A 16,140-nucleotide genomic window follows, 5' to 3' on the forward strand; every position below is an offset into this window, starting at 1 on the left:
TAGCCGAGGTTAGTCGAAGAAGGAACGGAGCCCCCGTCCGAACGGCGTCGATCGAGATCGCCGTTCGGTGCGGGGGCTCCGTCAGCCGTTGAGCTGGGCGGAGAGGAGGCGGGCGTAGGCGCCGCCGGTGCCGAGCAGTTCGGCGTGCGTGCCGGCCTCGGCGATCCGGCCCTGGTCCAGGACGATGACGCGGTCGGCGGTGCGGATGGTGGACAGGCGGTGGGCGATGACCAGGGTGGTACGGTCGCGCCGGGCCGCGGTCATGGCGGCGGCGACCTCCTGCTCGCTTTCGGCGTCGAGGTTGGAGACGGCCTCGTCCATGATGAGGATGGGGGAGTCCTTGAGCAGGGCGCGGGCGATGGCGATGCGCTGGCGCTGGCCGCCGGACAGGCGGGCGCCGAGTTCGCCGGGCAGGGTGTCGTAGCCGTCGGGCAGCCCGGTGACGAACTCGTGGGCGTGCGCGGCGCGGGCGGCGGCCTCCACCTCGTCGCCGGTGGCGTCGGGGCGGCCGAGGCGGATGTTGTCGCGCAGCGAGACGTTGAACAGGTAGACGTCCTGGGGGACGAGCGTGATCAGGCGGCGCAGGTCCTCCTGGGGGAAGTCGCGCAGGTCGTGACCGCCGATGGTGATGGCGCCCGAGGTGACGTCCCACATGCGCATGAGGAGGCTGGCGCAGGTGGACTTGCCCGCGCCGGAGTGGCCGACCAGCGCCACCGTCTCGCCGGGGGCGAGGTCGAGGGTGAGGCCGGTGAGCGCTTCCTGCAGGTCGGGGCCGTAGCGGAAGCGGACCTGCTCGAAGCGGACGCGCGGCTCGACGGGGCCGGGCGGCGGGGCGCTGACGCGGTCGGTGACCGGGGCGGGGGTGGTGAGGATGGTCATGATGCGGTCGCCGGCGGCGACGACGAGGTTGAGGTCGCGGGCCACGTCGGTGACGGCGATGACGGGCGCGAACGTGGTGGCGGCCAGGACGACCGACACCGGGAACAGGGCGGGTTGCAGGCTGCCCGCCGAGGTCAGCAGGGCGGCGGTGACGAGGACGGCGAGCAGTCCGAGCGTGGTGGCGGCGTTGGTGACGGCGTGTTCGAGCCCGGAACGGCGGCCGTGGGCGAGCTTGGCCTCCAGGAGGCGCCGGTCGTGCTCGGCCAGTTGGTCGAGCTGGCGGGGCCCGGCGCCGGAGGTGAGGAGTTCGCGCAGGCCCTGGAGGGTGTCGACGGCTTCGGCGTTCAGTTCGCCGAGCTGGGCGCGCAGCCGCACGCCCTGGGCGGCGGCGCGCTTGCGCAGCCAGGCGGGAAGGAGGGCGAGCAGGATCAGGGCGGGCGCGAGGGCCGCGGCGAGGGCGGGGTGGAAGACGGCCAGCGCGGTCAGCGCGGCGACGGGCACGGTGACGGCGCTGATGAGCGGGCTCAGGGTGTGGGCGAACCACAGCTCCAGTTGCTCGACGTCCGAGATGGCGGTGGAGCCGAGGTCGCCGGAGCGGCGCTGGAGCAGGTAGCCGGGGGCGAGGCGGTCGAAGGCGGTGTACACGCGCCCCCGTACGTCGGCCAGCACCCGGAAGGCGGCCACGTGGGCGAGGTACGACTCCAGCCACGGAGTGAGGGCCAGGAACGGAAGCAGGAGACCCAGGACGATCAGGCCGCCACGCAGGTCCTCCGGGCCGGCTCCGGTGATGGCCCGGCTGACGACCCAGGCGCCGACGGCCGCGGAGGCGAGCACGACCAGGTGGTGGGCGATGCCGCTGGCGATGGCGGTCAGCAGCAGCGGCCGATGGGGGCCGAGCAGCGCCAGGATCGGACGGAAGCGCGACCCGCCGGGACCGGCGAGCGCGACGGCGGCGGCGGTCATCGGGCGCCTCCAAAGCGTCGGGGGAGGGCGGTCATCGGGCGGTTCCCCAGGCTTCGGGGGAGGGCGGTCATCGGGCGGTTCCGTTCTGGGCGGCGACCAGGCGGGCGTAGGCGCCCTGTCCGGCCAGGAGCTCGCCGGGCGGTCCTGCCTCCTGGATGCGGCCGTCGGCCATGACGATGACCCGGTCGGCGGACTGGACGGTGGAGAGCCGGTGCGCGATCATCAGCGTGGTCCGGCCGCCGGACAGGGTGTCGAGGGCGTGCTGGATCGCCGACTCGTTGGCGGCGTCCACGGCCGAGGTGGCCTCGTCGAGCACGAGGATGGGAGCGTCCTTGAGCAGGGCGCGGGCGATGGCGATGCGCTGGCGTTCGCCGCCGGAGAGCTTGAGTCCGCGCTCGCCGACCACGGTGTCGTACCCGTCGGGCAGGGCGGTGATGAAGTCGTGGGCGCGGGCGGCGCGGGCGGCGGCTTCGAGTCGGTCGCCGCTCGCGTCAGGACGGGCGAGTGCGAGGTTGCGGCGGACGGTGCCGTGGAAGAGGTAGGTGTCCTGGGAGACGACGGCGACCAGGGCGCGCAGCCGCTCGAGGGGCAGGTCGCGGACGTCGACGCCGTTCACGGCGATGCGCCCGCCGGAGGCGTCGAAGAAGCGCAGCAGCAGCGCGGCGACGGTGGTCTTGCCCGCGCCCGAGCGGCCGACGAGCGCGACCCGTTCGCCCGGCGCGATGTCGAGGGAGAACCGGTCGAGGGCCGGGCGCTCACGCCCCGGGTAGCCGAACGTGACGTCGTCGAAGGTCAGCGAGGGCGGCCCGGTCAGGCCGAGCGGGGTGGCGCCCTGCTCGGGCTCGGGGGCGTCGAGGATCTCGAAGACGGCCTTGAGCGACGGGACGGCGTTGTAGCTGGCGTGGTAGGCGGCCTCCAGCTCCTTCAGCGGCCGGAAGCTCTCGGCCGTGAGCAGCAGGATGATCAGCAGCTCGGTGACGGTCAGCTCCCCGGCGGCCAGCCGCAGCGCGCCCGTGCCGAGGGCGACGGCGGTGCCCAGGCCGATGATGAGCGCCACGCCGCCGACGTAGCCGGTGACGATGGCCATGAGCCGGATCGAGTCGCGGGAGAACCGCTCGGCCAGCCGGCCCAGCTCGGCGCCGCGCCGGCCGCTGGCGTTGAACGCCTTGAGCGTGGCCATGCCCTGCAGCGCGTCGAGGTTCTCGGCGTACAGGCCCTTGTAGCCGCGGAACCAGGCGGCGTTGCGGTCGCGCAGCACGCGGTCGGACAGCAGGGGCAGCACGGGCAGGAGCAGGGCGCAGGCCAGCACGACGGCCCCGACCAGGGGATCCAGCGTGAACAGGTACGCGGTGACCGCGATCGCGCCGATGACCGCGGCGATCACCTGGGGCAGGAACCTGCCGAGATACGCGTCGGCGGTCTCGATGCCGTCCACGAGCGTGGTCTGCGCGGAGCCGGTACGCCCGCGCTGGGCGTGGGCGGGGCCGAGCCGCAGCAGCTTGGCGGTCAGGCGGCGGCGCAGCTCGGCCTTGACCGCGCCCGAGGCCCGCAACGCGGCCGGCTCGCGCACGGTCAGCGCGACGCTGCGGACGAGTTGCAGGACCACGACCCCGGCGACGAGCCAGACGATCGAGCCCGCGCCCCGGCCCGCGAAGATGCGCGACAGCGCCTGGGCGACGAGCACGCCCTGGCCGACGTAGGTGGCCGTGATGGACAACAGCAGCAGGACGAGCCCGGCCAGCCGCCACCGGATCCGGGGCGACAGTGCCGGCAGTCGCGAGATCACCGCTCCTCCTTGAGGCGTTCGAAGACGAGCTGGGTGCGGTGGACGGCGCGCACGCCGTACACCTCGGAGATCAGGTCGGGGGTGAGGATCCGGCCGGGCGGCCCGCCGGCCACGATGCGGCCGGCGCTCATGACGTAGAGGCGGTCGCAGAACGCGGCGGCCTGGTTGAGGTCGTGCAGCACGGCCAGGGTGGCGATGCCCAGTTCGCGCACCAGGTGGAGGAGCTCCAACTGGTGCCGGATGTCGAGGTGGGAGGTGGGCTCGTCGAGCAGGAGCAGGCGGGTCCGCTGGGCCAGGGCGCGGGCGAGCAGGACCCGCTGCTTCTCACCGCCGGACAGGGTGGCGAAGACGCGGCCGGCGGCACCGGCCAGACCGACGCGCTCCAGCGCCCGCGCGCACAGCTCCTCGTCCGTACGAGCGTCCGCCCGGTACGGGGTACGCCCCATGGAGACGATCTCGGCCACCGTGAAGTCCAGGTCGGCCGGTGTCTCCTGGGCGACCACGGCGATGCGCCGGGCGGCCTGGCGGGCGGGCATGCGGTGCACGTCGTCGCCGTCCACGGTGATGAGCCCGGCCGAGGGCCGCAGCGCCCGGTAGATCGAGCGCAGCAGCGTGGACTTGCCGCAGCCGTTCGGTCCCACCAGGGCCACGAACTCGCCGTCGTCCACCAGCAGGTCGGCCTCGTGCACGATGGCGGCGCCGTCGACGCCGACGGACACGCCGCGCAGGTCGAGCCTCACAGGACGCTCACCGCCCGGTCCGCGGAGCGGCGGCGCAGCAGCCACAGGAAGAACGGCACCCCGAACAGCGCGGTGACGATGCTGAGCGCCAGCTCCTGCGGCGCGTTGACGGTACGCGCGGCGATGTCCACGAGCTGCAGGAACACCGCGCCGAGCAGCGCCGTCACCGGGAGGACCCGGCGGTGGTCGGCGCCGACGAGCAGCCGGGCGGCGTGCGGCACGATCAGCCCGACGAACGCGATCGCCCCGCTGGTGGCCACCAGCACGCCCACCAGCAGCGAGGTCAGCACGAACAGGCCCAGACGGAAGCGGTTGACGTTCACGCCGAGCGAGACGGCCGTCTCCTCCCCGGCGGCCAGCGCGTTCAGCGGACGGTGCTGCAGCAGCAGGTACGTCACCCCGGCGACCAGGACGACGGCCGGCAGCGGCAGCAGGTGCCAGCGGGCCCCGCCCAGGCTGCCCATCAGCCAGAACAGCACCTGCTGGGCGGCCCGCCCGCTCTGCGCCAGTTGCAGGACGAAGCTGTAGGCGGCCTGGAACAGGTACGCCAGCGCCACCCCCGCCAGCACCAGCCGCGACGGGGTGATCCGCCCCGACCGCTGGGCCAGCACGTACACCAGGCCCAGGGCCAGCAGCGACCCGGCGAAGGCGGCGGCCGACAGCGACACCCCGCCCAGCGCCGAGGCGCCCAGGATCAGCACGAGCACCGCCCCGAACGAGGCCCCCGAGGAGACGCCGAGCAGGAACGGGTCGGCCAGCGGGTTGCGCACCAGGGCCTGCAGCACCGCTCCGACCACCGCCAGCCCGGCCCCGACCAGGAGCGCGAGCAGCGCGCGCGGCAGCCGGAACTCCCACACGATCTGCTCCTGCACGGACGTCCACGTACGCGGCACCGCGCCGGGGACGACGCGGTCGGCGACGATGCCCCACGCCTCGGGCAGGGCGACGTGCACCGCGCCGATGCTCACCGCCAGCCAGGTCGAGGCGACCACGGCCACGGCCAGCGAGACGACGAGCACCACGAACCGGCCGCCGCGCCGGCGGCGCGGCGGGGTCGCGGCGCTGACCGGCGGAGCCGAGGCCAGGCCCTCCCGGGTCTCGCCGGTCATCCGGCGAACGCGTCGGGGTGCAGGAAGCGGGCGATGTCGGCGACGGCCAGGAGGTTGCGGTAGCCGGGGTGCTGGGCGGCCACGGGAAGCGCGAGGTAGCGCTGCTCCTTGGCGGCCGGGCTGTTCCTGGCGATGGCGAACGCCTCGGCGGCCTTGGCGGGGGAGCTGGGCGTGTCCTCGCCGCGCAGCGTGGCGTAGTCGCTGACCAGCAGGGCCTCGGGCTGGGCGGCGCTGATCTCCTCGGCGCTGACCTCGGTGTAGTCGCCCTTGACGCCGGCCAGCACGTTCACGCCGCCCGCCAGGGTGATCATCTGGTTGGTGATGCCGCTGCCGCCGTACGCGTTGACCGGGCCCTTGCCGCCGTCGGTGGCCAGCACCTTGACCGGGGTACGGCCCTCGACGCGCTTCTTGACGTCGTCGAGCCCGCCCCGCAGCTCGGCGACCAGCGCCTCGGCCCGGTCGGAGACGCCGAAGATCTTGCCGAGGTTGCGCAGGTCGGTGTAGGTGTCGTCGATGGTGAACCGGAGCACCTCCTCGGGGCTGCACCAGCCGCCCAGGATGTACACGGGGGTCCCGGCGGTGTTCAGCTCGTCCACGCCGGCGTAGCCGCCGGCGGCGTCGAAGCTGGCCATGGCGTTGTCCAGGACGAAGTCCGCGCCCTGGGCGAGCATGACCTCCTTCTGCGGCAGCATGATCGTGTCGGAGATCTCCGGGATCCGGTCGTACTGCTCCCGCTGGCCCGGCAGGAACGGACTCTCGGAGAAGTTCGTCCGGCCGGCGATCCGGTCGGCCAGGCCGAGGGCGAGCAGGGTCTCCAGGGCCGGGTGGTAACCGGTGACGACCTTGGCGGGTGGCCGGTCGAAGGTGAGCTTGCGCCCGCAGTTCTCGATCGTGACGGGGAAGCCGGTCGGCGGGGCCGCCTGTCCGCCGGGCCGGGCGGCTTCCTGGGTGGCGGGCGCGCAGGCGGCCAGCGACAGCGCGGCCACCAGGACGAGCAACTTTCTCATGATCCGGCTACCGCCTTGAGCAGCGCGCTGTCGCGAACGGTCGGGATGGCTGGGGCAGGGCGGGACGGGCGGCTCATGCGATGAGTCTCCGGAGGTGAAAGGCCAGATGATCGTGTAGCGAGAAGCACCTCATTCTGCACATATGTCGCAATTGCTAGCAAGTCGCATCTGTCTGCCCGCCGGACGGCGGCGGCGGCGGTCTCGTACGCCGGGCTGGGGATCCCCTTGGCCACATGGTGCCCATACGTCGCAGGAGTCAAGGTTCTCCCGCTTTGACGGAAAATGAAGGTCCGCCGACGCAGGCTTGACGCACGATTAACCCCCAGGCCGGGACCGCTTCGTAGCATTGCGCTCAATGGCACAAATGCTCAAGCGATTCGGCGGGCAGGCACTGGTGGCCGCCCTGGTTGTGTGCGCCTGTGCCGCCGGGGTGAGCGGGGCGGCCGTGCTCAGCCGCGACGACGACCCGCCGAAGCCGCCGATCGCCGAGTCGATCTCCGGATCCGGTTCGAGCGCGCAGGAAGGCGCGATGGAAGCCTGGCGCGCGGAGTTCCACCGCATCCATCCCGGCCTGGAGGTGCAGTACAGGTCCAGCGGGTCGGGCGCCGGGATCGACGACTTCATCAGCGGCAGAACCGCGCTCGCCGGGTCGGACGTCGCGATGCGCCCCGACGAGCAGGTACGGGCGAACCGGCGCTGCGGCCGCCGCGCCGTCCACCTGCCCATGGTCGTGGGCCGCATCGCGCTCGCCTACAACCTGCCGTCAGTGCCCCACCTCCGGCTCTCCCCGGCCACCGTCGCGGACATCTTCGGCGGCCGGATCGCCAGGTGGGACGACCCGCGGGTCGCCGCCGAGAACCCCGGCGCCCAGCTCCCGCGCACGCGCATCCGCCTCTTCCACCGCTCGGACGACTCGGGCACCACCCACAACTTCACCGCCTACCTCAAGGCGGCGGGCCGCTGGCCGCACGAGCCGTCCAGGAAGTGGACCGGTAAAGGGAAGGGCGTCGCGAGGTCCTCCGGGGTGATCGACGCCGTCCGGGACACCAAGAACTCCATCGGATACGTCGAGTACGGCCTCGCCACCAACGCCGGCCTGTCCACCGCCCAGGTGCGCAACGCGGGCGGCGAGTTCGTCCAGCTCACGCCGGAGAGCGCCGCCACGGCCCTGGAGAACGCTCGGGTCGTCGGCGAGGACGGCGACCTGGTGGTCCAGCTCGACTACCTGACCAGGGCCAGGGGCGCGTACCCGATCGTCCTGGTGACGTACGCGATCACGTGCCAGCCCAACCGGGACCCGCTGGTGCGGGCGTTCCTGCTCTACGCCGCCGGCGACGCGGGCCAGTCCAGCCTCGCCCTGTACGGCTACGCGCCGCTCCCGCGTGACCTGCTCACCAGGGTCCGCGCCCAGCTCGACGCCATGGACGAGCACACCACGACGAGCAGCGCGCCTGCGGAGGAGTAGCAGATCCGCCGGACGGGTCCCATGAAGGGTCAGAGTGGCAGGAACCGGGTCAAGGACCAGGCGGCGAACCCGAAGAAGGTCACGGCGACGACCCGGCTGACCGCAGGGGCCGCCCTCCGGTACGTGTCGCGTACGAGCTCCAGACCCGACAGCCACGCCAGCAGCGTCCCCGAGACGAGGCTGCCGAGGAGGGCCGCGGCGAGGAAGAGGGGGATCGTGGCGGGCGTCAGCACCTCGACCCGGTCACCGAGCACCGCCGTGAAGATCGCGAGGGTGACCGGGTAGCTCTTGGGATTGGTCACGCCGAAGGCCGCGCCCCGCAGGACCGCGCGCCGGCCACCGAGCGGCGCGACCGCCTGCGGGGCGCGGGCGGACGCGAGCGCCCGCCCGCCCAGGTAGATCAGGTACAGCGCGCCGGCCACCGTCAGCACGGCGAAGAACACCGGCGAGACGAGCCGCACCCACCGCAACGCCACCAGCGCCAGCGCGGCCCACACGAGGTCGCCCGCCAGGTGCCCGAGGACGAAGCCGAAGCTGGAGCGGCGGCCGCCACTGGCTCCCAGGTGCAGCACCATCAACACCCCAGGCCCGGGTGTCAGGACCACCAGGGCGCAGGACAGCACGGTGGCGACCAGGAGTGGGAGCACTACGACGATCCGAGCACGGACTGCGTCATGCGGCCCGACCCGGTGACGGTGCCGGACCTGTCGGCGTAGGAGCGGATCGTGTGGGTGGCGTCGATCAGCTCGTCCCAGGGGACGCGGCTGAAGATCTTGCACCAGTCCTTGGAGACCTCGTCGAAGTCGACCTGGTCGATCGAGCCGTACTTGACCGGCATGAGGTCGAGCAGCGCCTCGTCGAGGATCTCGAAGCCCCGCTCCGCGGCCTCCCGCCTGGCGAGGTCGGGATTCATCAGCCACTTGCCGGTCAGCGCGCCGAAGTCGGGGTAGAGCGGCTGGGCCTCCAGGGAGGCCATCATCTCGTTGTCGATCAGCCATCGGGCGAACCGGACCGTGTTGTCCAGGCTTTCCGCGGTCTCACCTGGGCCGCCCAGGACGAGCGAGCCGTGGATCAGGATGCCGGCCTCCTTGAACAGGCCGCACGCCCGCCGGTTGTTCTCCAGACTGTCACGAGGCCCCTTGAGCACCTGGAGCATCCGGGTGTCCCCGGCCTCCAGGCCCATGTTCACCCGGAAGACGCCGAGCCGTTCGTACAGCTCGACCAGGCGGGGCGTGGTCTCCGCGGCCTGCGTGTAGACGAAGAACTTCGGGTCGCCGATGTCGTCGGGCTTCGCCTCGACCACCGCCTTCACCCAGCGCGGCGAGCTGCTCATGCTGTCGAACGCCTCGTAGAAGATCGAGGCCGAGATCTGCTCCTGCGCGGCGCGCACGTCGTGCCAGAACATCTCGGGGGAGGAGAAGCGCAGGCTCAGGTCCATGATGCCGCAGAAATGGCAGGGCGACTTCACCCGCGCGCAGCCGCGCGCGCGGTTCATCGTGGTGACGCCCGTGATGGTGTCGCCCTCGTGCAACTCGCCGTAGCGCTCGAGGTAGTTGTCCAGGTAGCGGCTCCAGTTGAGGTCGGGCATCAACGTCCGGTCGGGCACGGGGATCGCGTCCAGGACCATGGTGCGGAACGCGCCCCCGCCGCCCTTGACCTCTTCGGGGGGAATTTCCGGCAGGCGGTTGTGGGCGATCCCGTCGGGCGTGCGGTGCAATAGCTCCGGCACGCTGTCGATCGGGCGCTCCCCGTCCAGGGCGCTCACCAGGGCCGACAGCGAGAACTCGCCGACGTCGGCGGCGCACACGTAGTCGACGGCCTCGCGGTGCCGCAGGATCTGCTCGCCCATGGCGGTCGCCTGGTCGTTGCCGAAGACCGTGACCGCGCCGGTCTCCTTGCCCAGTTCGGCCAGGCGGAGCGCGTTGCCGTACGACGTGGCCAGGACGCCCACGCCGAGGACGTCGGGGTCGAAGTCCGCGATCAGCCGTTCGATCTCCGCCATCGGGGTGATCTGCCCGTCGACGGCGATCACGTCCAGGTCCGGATGGTCCCGCCGGAGCACGGTCGCGAGCGAGACGACCCCCAGGGCGGGGAAGGTGCCGTCGTTGGCGACCGAGACGATATCCGCATCACTGCCGGCGTTCACGAGCAGGACATTGCGCACTTTCATGGATCGAGTTCCTCTCTGAAAGGATGAACCGTTTCCCGGCCGGTCCACGGACATTCGCCCCGGCCGTTAGTGCATGAAGATCCGTGAAGATCTCCGTCTCACTCTCACCCACCCGCGCGGACAGGCTCAATCCCCCAGACTCAGGGGATTGACTATCGTCATATGTCATTGACATTCGTGTGATTCACGGTGTAACCGGATCCGCCGGGACGCGCACGCGAGGTCGGGAGGTCTGCCGCGCGCGGAAACCGCGCAGGCCGGGGCGCCGCTTAGCGGTGTTAAGGTGTTCGGCGATGGCACAGAAGGGACTGGCGCGCGACACCGTCGTCCGCGCCGCGCTGGAGCTGCTCGACGAGGTCGGCCTGGAGGGCCTGTCCGTGCGCCGCCTGGCCGCCCGCCTGGGTGTCCAGAACCCCGCGCTCTACTGGCACTTCCGCGACAAGCAGGAGCTGCTCGACGAGATGGCCCGCGAGTTGCTCGCCCCCGACCTGGGCGGGCCCGGTGAGGGCGAGTCGTGGCGCGAGTGGCTGACCCGTCGCGCCCACCGCTACCGGCGTACGCTGCTGAGCCACCGCGACGGCGCCCGCCTGATCGCGATCGGCAATCCGGGGCCCGACGTCGCCCGGGGCTTCGAGCAGGAGCTGGCGATCCTGACCGGGCTCGGCTTCACCCCCGCGCGGGGCCTGCACGCGATCGCCGCCATCAGCCACTACACCCTCGGCTTCGTGCTGAACGAGCAGGCGGTGCGGGCGCGGCAGGACGCCGGAGCGGGCCTCGACCTCGCCGCGTACGCCGCCGAGTTCCCGCTGACCGTCGCGGGTGTCAGGGAGGGCGGGGCGCCGACGAGCGACGAGGCGTTCGCCCACGGCCTGCGGCTCATTCTGGACGGCGTGGCCGCCGCATATTCGGCCTGACTTTGCCCCTTTATGTAGTGCGGCATGCCGTTGTTTGGTCGTGGACTTCACCGGTCATCCGCGCTTTCATTTCCTCCGTCGATTTTCAGGACGGAGGAACACATGGCACATTCGCGAAAGATAACCGGAATCGCCCTGTCATTCGCGCTGGTGGTGGCCGCCGCTCCAGCCTCGGCGGCGGCGCAGCGGCAGGAGCCGGTCCGCATCACGCGCTTCCTCGGGGAGCAGCGCATCGCCCACCTGACCACGTACGAAGGCACCACGGTGGGCGGACTGTCCGGGCTCGACCGCGACCCGGGCACCGGCACCTGGTATCTCATCTCCGACGACCGCTGGCGCTACAACCCCGCCCGCTTCTACACCGGCCGCCTCGACATCAACCGGGAGACGGGCGAGTTCACCGGCGTACGGCTGACCGGGGTCACCACGCTGACCAGGGCCGACGGCACCCCCTACCCGGCGTACGGGAAAGCGGGGTCGGCCGACCCCGAGTCGATCAGGCTCGACCCGTGGAGCGGGCGGCTGCTGTGGGGCGACGAGGGCGACCGGCCCGACCCCCGCAATCCGAACATCCCGATCTCGCAGTCCGCGGTGCACACGGCCGACCTCGAAGGGCGGAGTACCGGGGAGCTGCCCGTACCGGCCAATCTGCGACTGACGGACGCCGAGCGCGGGCCGCGGCGCAACTTCGGATTCGAGGGCCTGGCCGTCACCGAGCGGACCGTCACGGCCGTCACCGAGGGGCCGCGCTTCGAGGACGGGCCGGTGCCGACGGCCGAGCGCGGCTCACCGGCCAGGCTGACCGTGTGGAACCGCCGGGGCCAGGTCCGCGCCCAGTACGCCTACCCGCTCGACCGGCTGCCGACGCCCCCGAAGCCCGCCACCGGTGACGCCGACAGCGGCGTGTCGGAGATCCTGCCCATCGACGAACACCGCTACCTGGCCCTGGAACGATCCTGGATCCAGGGCGTCGGCTACCGGGTCAAGCTGTACGAGATCGACGTGCGCGGCGCCACCAACGTCCTGGGCCGCGACTCCCTGACCGGCGACCGGTACTGGCCGGTGTCCAAGCGCCTGGTCCACAACCTCGGCGACTTCCGTCCCCCGGTGCAGAACCTGGAGAGCATGTCGTGGGGGCCGCGGCTGGCGAGCGGCGAGTGCACGCTGGTGATCGGCTCCGACGACAACTTCGACGGGAGCGAGGCCACGCTGTTCATGGCGTTCGCCGCCACGGGCTGCAGGCGAGGCTGACACCCCAGACGTCCCCATGCGTCCCCCACGGGCGGGCCGGTCAGATGCCGTGGATGCGGCGGCCGGTGATGTGCTGGGGGACGATGCGGATGTAGAGCTGCCGCTCGCCGCCCGCCCACGGGGTGACCCCTGAACCGACCGCGTCCGCGATCTCCTCCGGCGGCACGTGGTGCGCGGGCCCCTGCACCAGCACGCTCCACCCCTCCCGGTTCACCTCGTCGATCCTGTCGATCTGGAAGGCGATCATGATGTCGACGCCTTCCAGCCCCGTGCGCAGGTCCTGGTCCATGGCCCCGCCGGCGGCGGTGCGGAAGACGATGGCGCCGTGGTGCAGCCGATAGTTGACGGGCAGCACGGTCGGCCCGTGCGAGCCGCTGAACGCCACCCGCCCGATCCCGCCCGGCTCGATCAGCCGCCGGCACACCGCCTCGTCCAGCGTCTCCAGGCTGGCATGGGCCATGGCGGGGCCGCGCCCCGGCGGCCGGTCCTGCCCGCCGCCGAGCAGGTCCTCCGCCGTCGTGCCCAGCGCGTGGGCGAGCCGGTAGAGCGCCCCGGTGTCGGGGGTGTCGGCGTGCTCCTCCAGATACTCCAGGTAGCCAGGTGACATGTCCGCGCGCTCGGCGACCTGCTCGCGGGTGAGGCCGAGACGCTCGCGGTGGTGGATGATACGGCGGCCGAGATCGCCGGTGCCTGTCATGGTCACGTCTCCTCGGAAGTCGGACAGCGGATCGAACGGCAGGTCGGGGGGCGGTTCACAGGTACGGCGCGCGATGCCGTTCACGCGTGCCTCCCGATGGTCGGCGTCGACGAACAGCCGGCGTCCCCGGTAGCGGATCGGCATCGACACCGGCCCGAGCCGGCCGGGCAGCAGCGGATCCAGCCGCAGCCCGTCACGCCGCAGCTCCAGCCCCAGGTAGCAGCGCTGGATCAGGTCGAGCGTGCCGCCCATGGCCCCCAGGTGGACGCCCTCCGCGGTGGTGCCGCCCTGCACGTCCTCGAGGTCGCTGTGGAGGGCCTCGGTGAAGAACCGCCACGACTGCGTCTGGCTGGAGCGGGTCCGGTTGGAGCGGGCCAGCACCCAGGCGTGCACGACCGCGCTGAGGGTCGAGCCGTGGCTGGTGCGCCGCAGGTAGTAGGCGACCGTACGCGGGACGAGGTCCGGGCCGGCCCGGTAGCCGAGCCGCTCCAGGAGGGCGGCCAGCTCCTCGCCGGTCAGCAGGTAGCAGAGCATGAGCGTGTCGGCCTGCTTGGACGCCTTGTACCGGTTGACGTCGTCGCCGTCCGCCTCCAGCGCCCGGTCCAGCCGGCGCACCCCGCGGTAGCGGTCCCAGTCGAGCTCCAGCAGGTCGCCGTACCCGGTGAACTGGCTGATCACGCCCTCGTGGAAGTCGACCCGCAGGCGGCGGCCGACGTCGTCCCAGTGGGCCAGCTCGTGCGCGCCGGGGGCCGCCTCGGGCACGAGGGCGGCGGTGTCGCGGGCGCGCGCCATCAGCCAGGCGGCCATGACGTTGGTGTAGGCGTTGTTGTCCACGCCGGGGGTGGCGGCGCCAGGGTAGGCGTCGTGGTACTCGTCGGGGCCCATGACCCCGCGGATCTCGTACCTGTCGCCCGCGGGGACGGCCAGCGAGGCGAAGAACCTGGCGATGTCCAGCAGCAGCTCGGCGCACCACGGCGGCATGGAGCCGGTGGCCAGGTAGTGGTGCCACACGTTGTGGGCGACGGCCAGGCCGACGTGCCGCTGCAACCGCGAGTGGTCGGGCAGCCAGCGGCCCGAAGCCGGGTTGAGGTGCAGGGTCTGGGTCTCCTCGCGACCGTCGCTGCCGCTCTGCCAGGGGAACATCGCGCCGTCGTGACCGGCCTCCCTGGCGGCGTCCCTGGCCTCGGGCAGCCGCCGCCAGCGGTAGCGCAGCAGCCCGCGCGAGATCTCCGGGAAGCGCAGGTCGAGCCACGGCTGCACGAACAGCTCGTCCCAGAACACGTGCCCCCGGTACGCCTCCCCGTGCAGCCCGCGCGCGGGCACCCCGACGTCGAGCCAGGCGGTGTGCGGGGAGAGCGTCTGGAGCAGGTGGAAGATGTGCAGGTGGACGATCCGCGACAGCTCCGCGCCGTCCACGTCGAGCCGGGCCCGCCGCCACAGCCGCTCCCAGGCGGCCTCGTGGCGGGCCAGCAGCTCGCCGAAGCACGGCGCCCTGCGCACGTGCCGCAGCGCCGACGAGCGCGGGTCGTGGGAGGCCGGATCGCGCGAGGAGGTCAGCGCGACAATCTTCGTGAACGTGCGCGGCTCGCCCTCCGGCAGGTCCAGCACGTGCTCGGAGGTGAGGCGGCCGGGGCCCAGCGACGGGCGTACGGCGGGGGCGTCGGCGTCGATCCGGGCGGCCAGCGCCACCACCACGTGGGACGAGCGGGTGGCGGCCGTCAGCCAGCCCAGGTCGTCCTCGGTGCCGGTGGCGTGCCCGGTCAGGTGGTCGCCGCGCAGGTCGCGGTAGCGGGCCACGCCCCGGTTGGCCACCCGGCCCTCCAGCCCGGCGCGTACCCGCAGCGGGCCCGCCCAGTTCTCGGCGGTGAACGTGGTCTCCAGCGCCGCCACGTACGGGTCGGCCATCGACACCAGGCGGCGCTGGCGTACCCGGGTGACGCGGCCCGCGCCGTCGCGCCAGCGCAGGTCGCGCACCAGCACGCCGCGCCGCAGGTCCAGCTCGTGCCGGTAGAGCGGCAGGTCGGCCCGCTGCGGACGGAACCAGCCGGAGCCCGGCGTGGCGAACGTCAGCGGCAACCAGTCGGGCAGGTTGACGAGGTCCTCGTTGGTCACCGTGTGCCCGGCCACCACCGAGTCGAGCCGGTCGTAGCAGCCCGCCAGGTACGTGCCCGGCGTACGCGGCTCCCCGTCGGGGGTGGCGCCCCGGGTGGCGAACCGGCCGTTGCCCAGCGTGCACAGCGCCTCGCGCGTCCCCTCACCTTCCGGGTCGAAGCCGTCGTACACCAGGGTCCAGGCGCTCATCGCCGCCCCACGGGCACCCGTCCCGCGACGTCGGTCTCGGCCAGGTCGGACACGACCACGTCGGCCCCCGAGGCCCGCATCGCGGCGGCCCGTCCACCGCTCCGGTCCACCGCGACCACGAGCCAGAACCCGCCCCTGCGGCCCGCCCGTACGCCCGCCGGGGCGTCGTCCACGATCGCCACCTGCTCGGGCGGCAGCTCCAGCCGCCGCGCGGCCTCCAGGAACAGCGCCGGGTCCGGCTTGCCCGGCAACCCCAGCCGGGCCGCGTCGTCACCGTCCACCAGCACGTCGAACAGGTGCAGCAGCCCCGCCGACGACACCACCGCGCGGCAGTGCCGGCTGGCCGAGACCACCCCGGTACGGCAGCCGCGCCGACGCAGCTCGTGCAGCAGGACGACCGTGGAGGGGAAGGCGGCCACGCCGTGCCGCGCGATCTGCTCGGCGAACAGCGCGTCCTTGGCCAGCCCCAGGCCGTGCACGGTCGGCGCGCCCGGCTCGTCGTCCGGGCCGCCCTCGGGCAGTGAGATGCCGCGCGAGGCCAGGAACGTGCGCACGCCGTCCAGCCGGGGACGGCCGTCGACGTGGGCCAGGTAGTCGGCACGGACGTCGAACGGCTCGGAACGGCCCCGCAGGAACGCGTCGAACACGTGCTTCCACGCGGCGGCGTGCACCCGGGCCGTGTCGGTGACCACGCCGTCGGTGTCGAAGACGACGGCGCGCACGCTGGTCAGGTCGAAGGTGGCCATGCCTGGACGCCTACCCGCGCAGGCCGCCCCCAGCCCTGCGACCTCGGCCCGCGTCACGCCGCCCCCTCGCACCCCTGGCCCGCCCGGCGAGAAGAGCGGCGGGAGGGGCGCA

The 16,140-nt window shown here is 72.8% G+C and carries 12 protein-coding genes; 3 read left to right on the forward strand and 9 right to left on the reverse strand.

Annotation, left to right across the window (positions count from 1 at the left end; all coding sequences use genetic code 11):
* Positions 1-81: 81 nt before the first annotated feature.
* The 5 genes from cydC to ACZ6S0_RS22145 form a co-directional block, all read right to left on the reverse strand.
* Positions 82-1,842 (reverse strand): thiol reductant ABC exporter subunit CydC, encoded by a 1,761-nt coding sequence (cydC, locus tag ACZ6S0_RS22125; protein WP_465920634.1) that lies wholly within the window; start codon positions 1,840-1,842, stop codon positions 82-84.
* Between the two features lie 67 nt (positions 1,843-1,909).
* Positions 1,910-3,628 carry an ABC transporter ATP-binding protein gene (locus ACZ6S0_RS22130; protein WP_465920635.1) on the reverse strand — a complete coding sequence of 573 codons (1,719 nt, stop codon included), beginning with the start codon at positions 3,626-3,628 and terminating at the stop codon, positions 1,910-1,912.
* The gene (locus ACZ6S0_RS22135) at positions 3,625-4,368 is read right to left on the reverse strand and encodes an ABC transporter ATP-binding protein (RefSeq protein ID WP_465920639.1); all 744 of its coding nucleotides are present in this window, start codon (positions 4,366-4,368) and stop codon (positions 3,625-3,627) included. Before ACZ6S0_RS22135 ends, ACZ6S0_RS22130 begins: the two co-directional genes overlap by 4 nt.
* Entirely contained in the window at positions 4,365-5,477 is a 1,113-nt protein-coding gene (locus tag ACZ6S0_RS22140) for a FecCD family ABC transporter permease (protein WP_465920641.1), read from the reverse strand. Before ACZ6S0_RS22140 ends, ACZ6S0_RS22135 begins: the two co-directional genes overlap by 4 nt.
* Entirely contained in the window at positions 5,474-6,484 is a 1,011-nt protein-coding gene (locus ACZ6S0_RS22145; protein ID WP_465920643.1) for an ABC transporter substrate-binding protein, read from the reverse strand. Before ACZ6S0_RS22145 ends, ACZ6S0_RS22140 begins: the two co-directional genes overlap by 4 nt.
* A 364-nt stretch (positions 6,485-6,848) precedes the next feature.
* Between ACZ6S0_RS22145 and pstS the strand changes: the two genes are divergently transcribed.
* Positions 6,849-7,949, forward strand: coding sequence for a phosphate ABC transporter substrate-binding protein PstS (gene pstS / locus ACZ6S0_RS22150; protein ID WP_465920644.1), 1,101 nt, complete (start codon positions 6,849-6,851; stop codon positions 7,947-7,949).
* A gap of 29 nt (positions 7,950-7,978) precedes the next feature.
* Here the strand turns inward: pstS and ACZ6S0_RS22155 are convergent, their stop codons facing one another.
* Both ACZ6S0_RS22155 and ACZ6S0_RS22160 read right to left on the reverse strand, forming a co-directional pair.
* On the reverse strand, positions 7,979-8,596 hold the full coding sequence (locus tag ACZ6S0_RS22155; RefSeq protein ID WP_465920647.1) for a LysE family translocator: 618 nt from the start codon (positions 8,594-8,596) through the stop codon (positions 7,979-7,981).
* Positions 8,596-10,119 carry a B12-binding domain-containing radical SAM protein gene (locus ACZ6S0_RS22160; RefSeq protein ID WP_465920648.1) on the reverse strand — a complete coding sequence of 508 codons (1,524 nt, stop codon included), beginning with the start codon at positions 10,117-10,119 and terminating at the stop codon, positions 8,596-8,598. The genes ACZ6S0_RS22155 and ACZ6S0_RS22160 overlap by 1 nt, the downstream gene beginning before the upstream one ends.
* Positions 10,120-10,412: 293 nt before the next feature.
* Between ACZ6S0_RS22160 and ACZ6S0_RS22165 the strand changes: the two genes are divergently transcribed.
* Entirely contained in the window at positions 10,413-11,033 is a 621-nt protein-coding gene (locus tag ACZ6S0_RS22165) for a TetR/AcrR family transcriptional regulator C-terminal domain-containing protein (protein ID WP_465920652.1), read from the forward strand.
* 102 nt (positions 11,034-11,135) lie between these two features.
* Positions 11,136-12,284 carry an esterase-like activity of phytase family protein gene (locus tag ACZ6S0_RS22170; RefSeq protein ID WP_465920655.1) on the forward strand — a complete coding sequence of 383 codons (1,149 nt, stop codon included), beginning with the start codon at positions 11,136-11,138 and terminating at the stop codon, positions 12,282-12,284.
* A gap of 40 nt (positions 12,285-12,324) precedes the next feature.
* Here the strand turns inward: ACZ6S0_RS22170 and ACZ6S0_RS22175 are convergent, their stop codons facing one another.
* Together ACZ6S0_RS22175 and ACZ6S0_RS22180 are read right to left on the reverse strand one after the other, a co-directional pair.
* Positions 12,325-15,282: a pyridoxamine 5'-phosphate oxidase family protein gene (locus ACZ6S0_RS22175; protein ID WP_465920658.1), complete on the reverse strand. Its 2,958-nt coding sequence runs from the start codon at positions 15,280-15,282 to the stop codon at positions 12,325-12,327.
* Positions 15,279-16,028, reverse strand: a complete 750-nt coding sequence (locus ACZ6S0_RS22180) for an HAD family hydrolase (protein ID WP_465920660.1) — start codon at positions 16,026-16,028, stop codon at positions 15,279-15,281. The genes ACZ6S0_RS22175 and ACZ6S0_RS22180 overlap by 4 nt, the downstream gene beginning before the upstream one ends.
* Positions 16,029-16,140 lie beyond the last annotated feature (112 nt).

This window comes from Nonomuraea sp. NPDC051298, assembly GCF_055586305.1.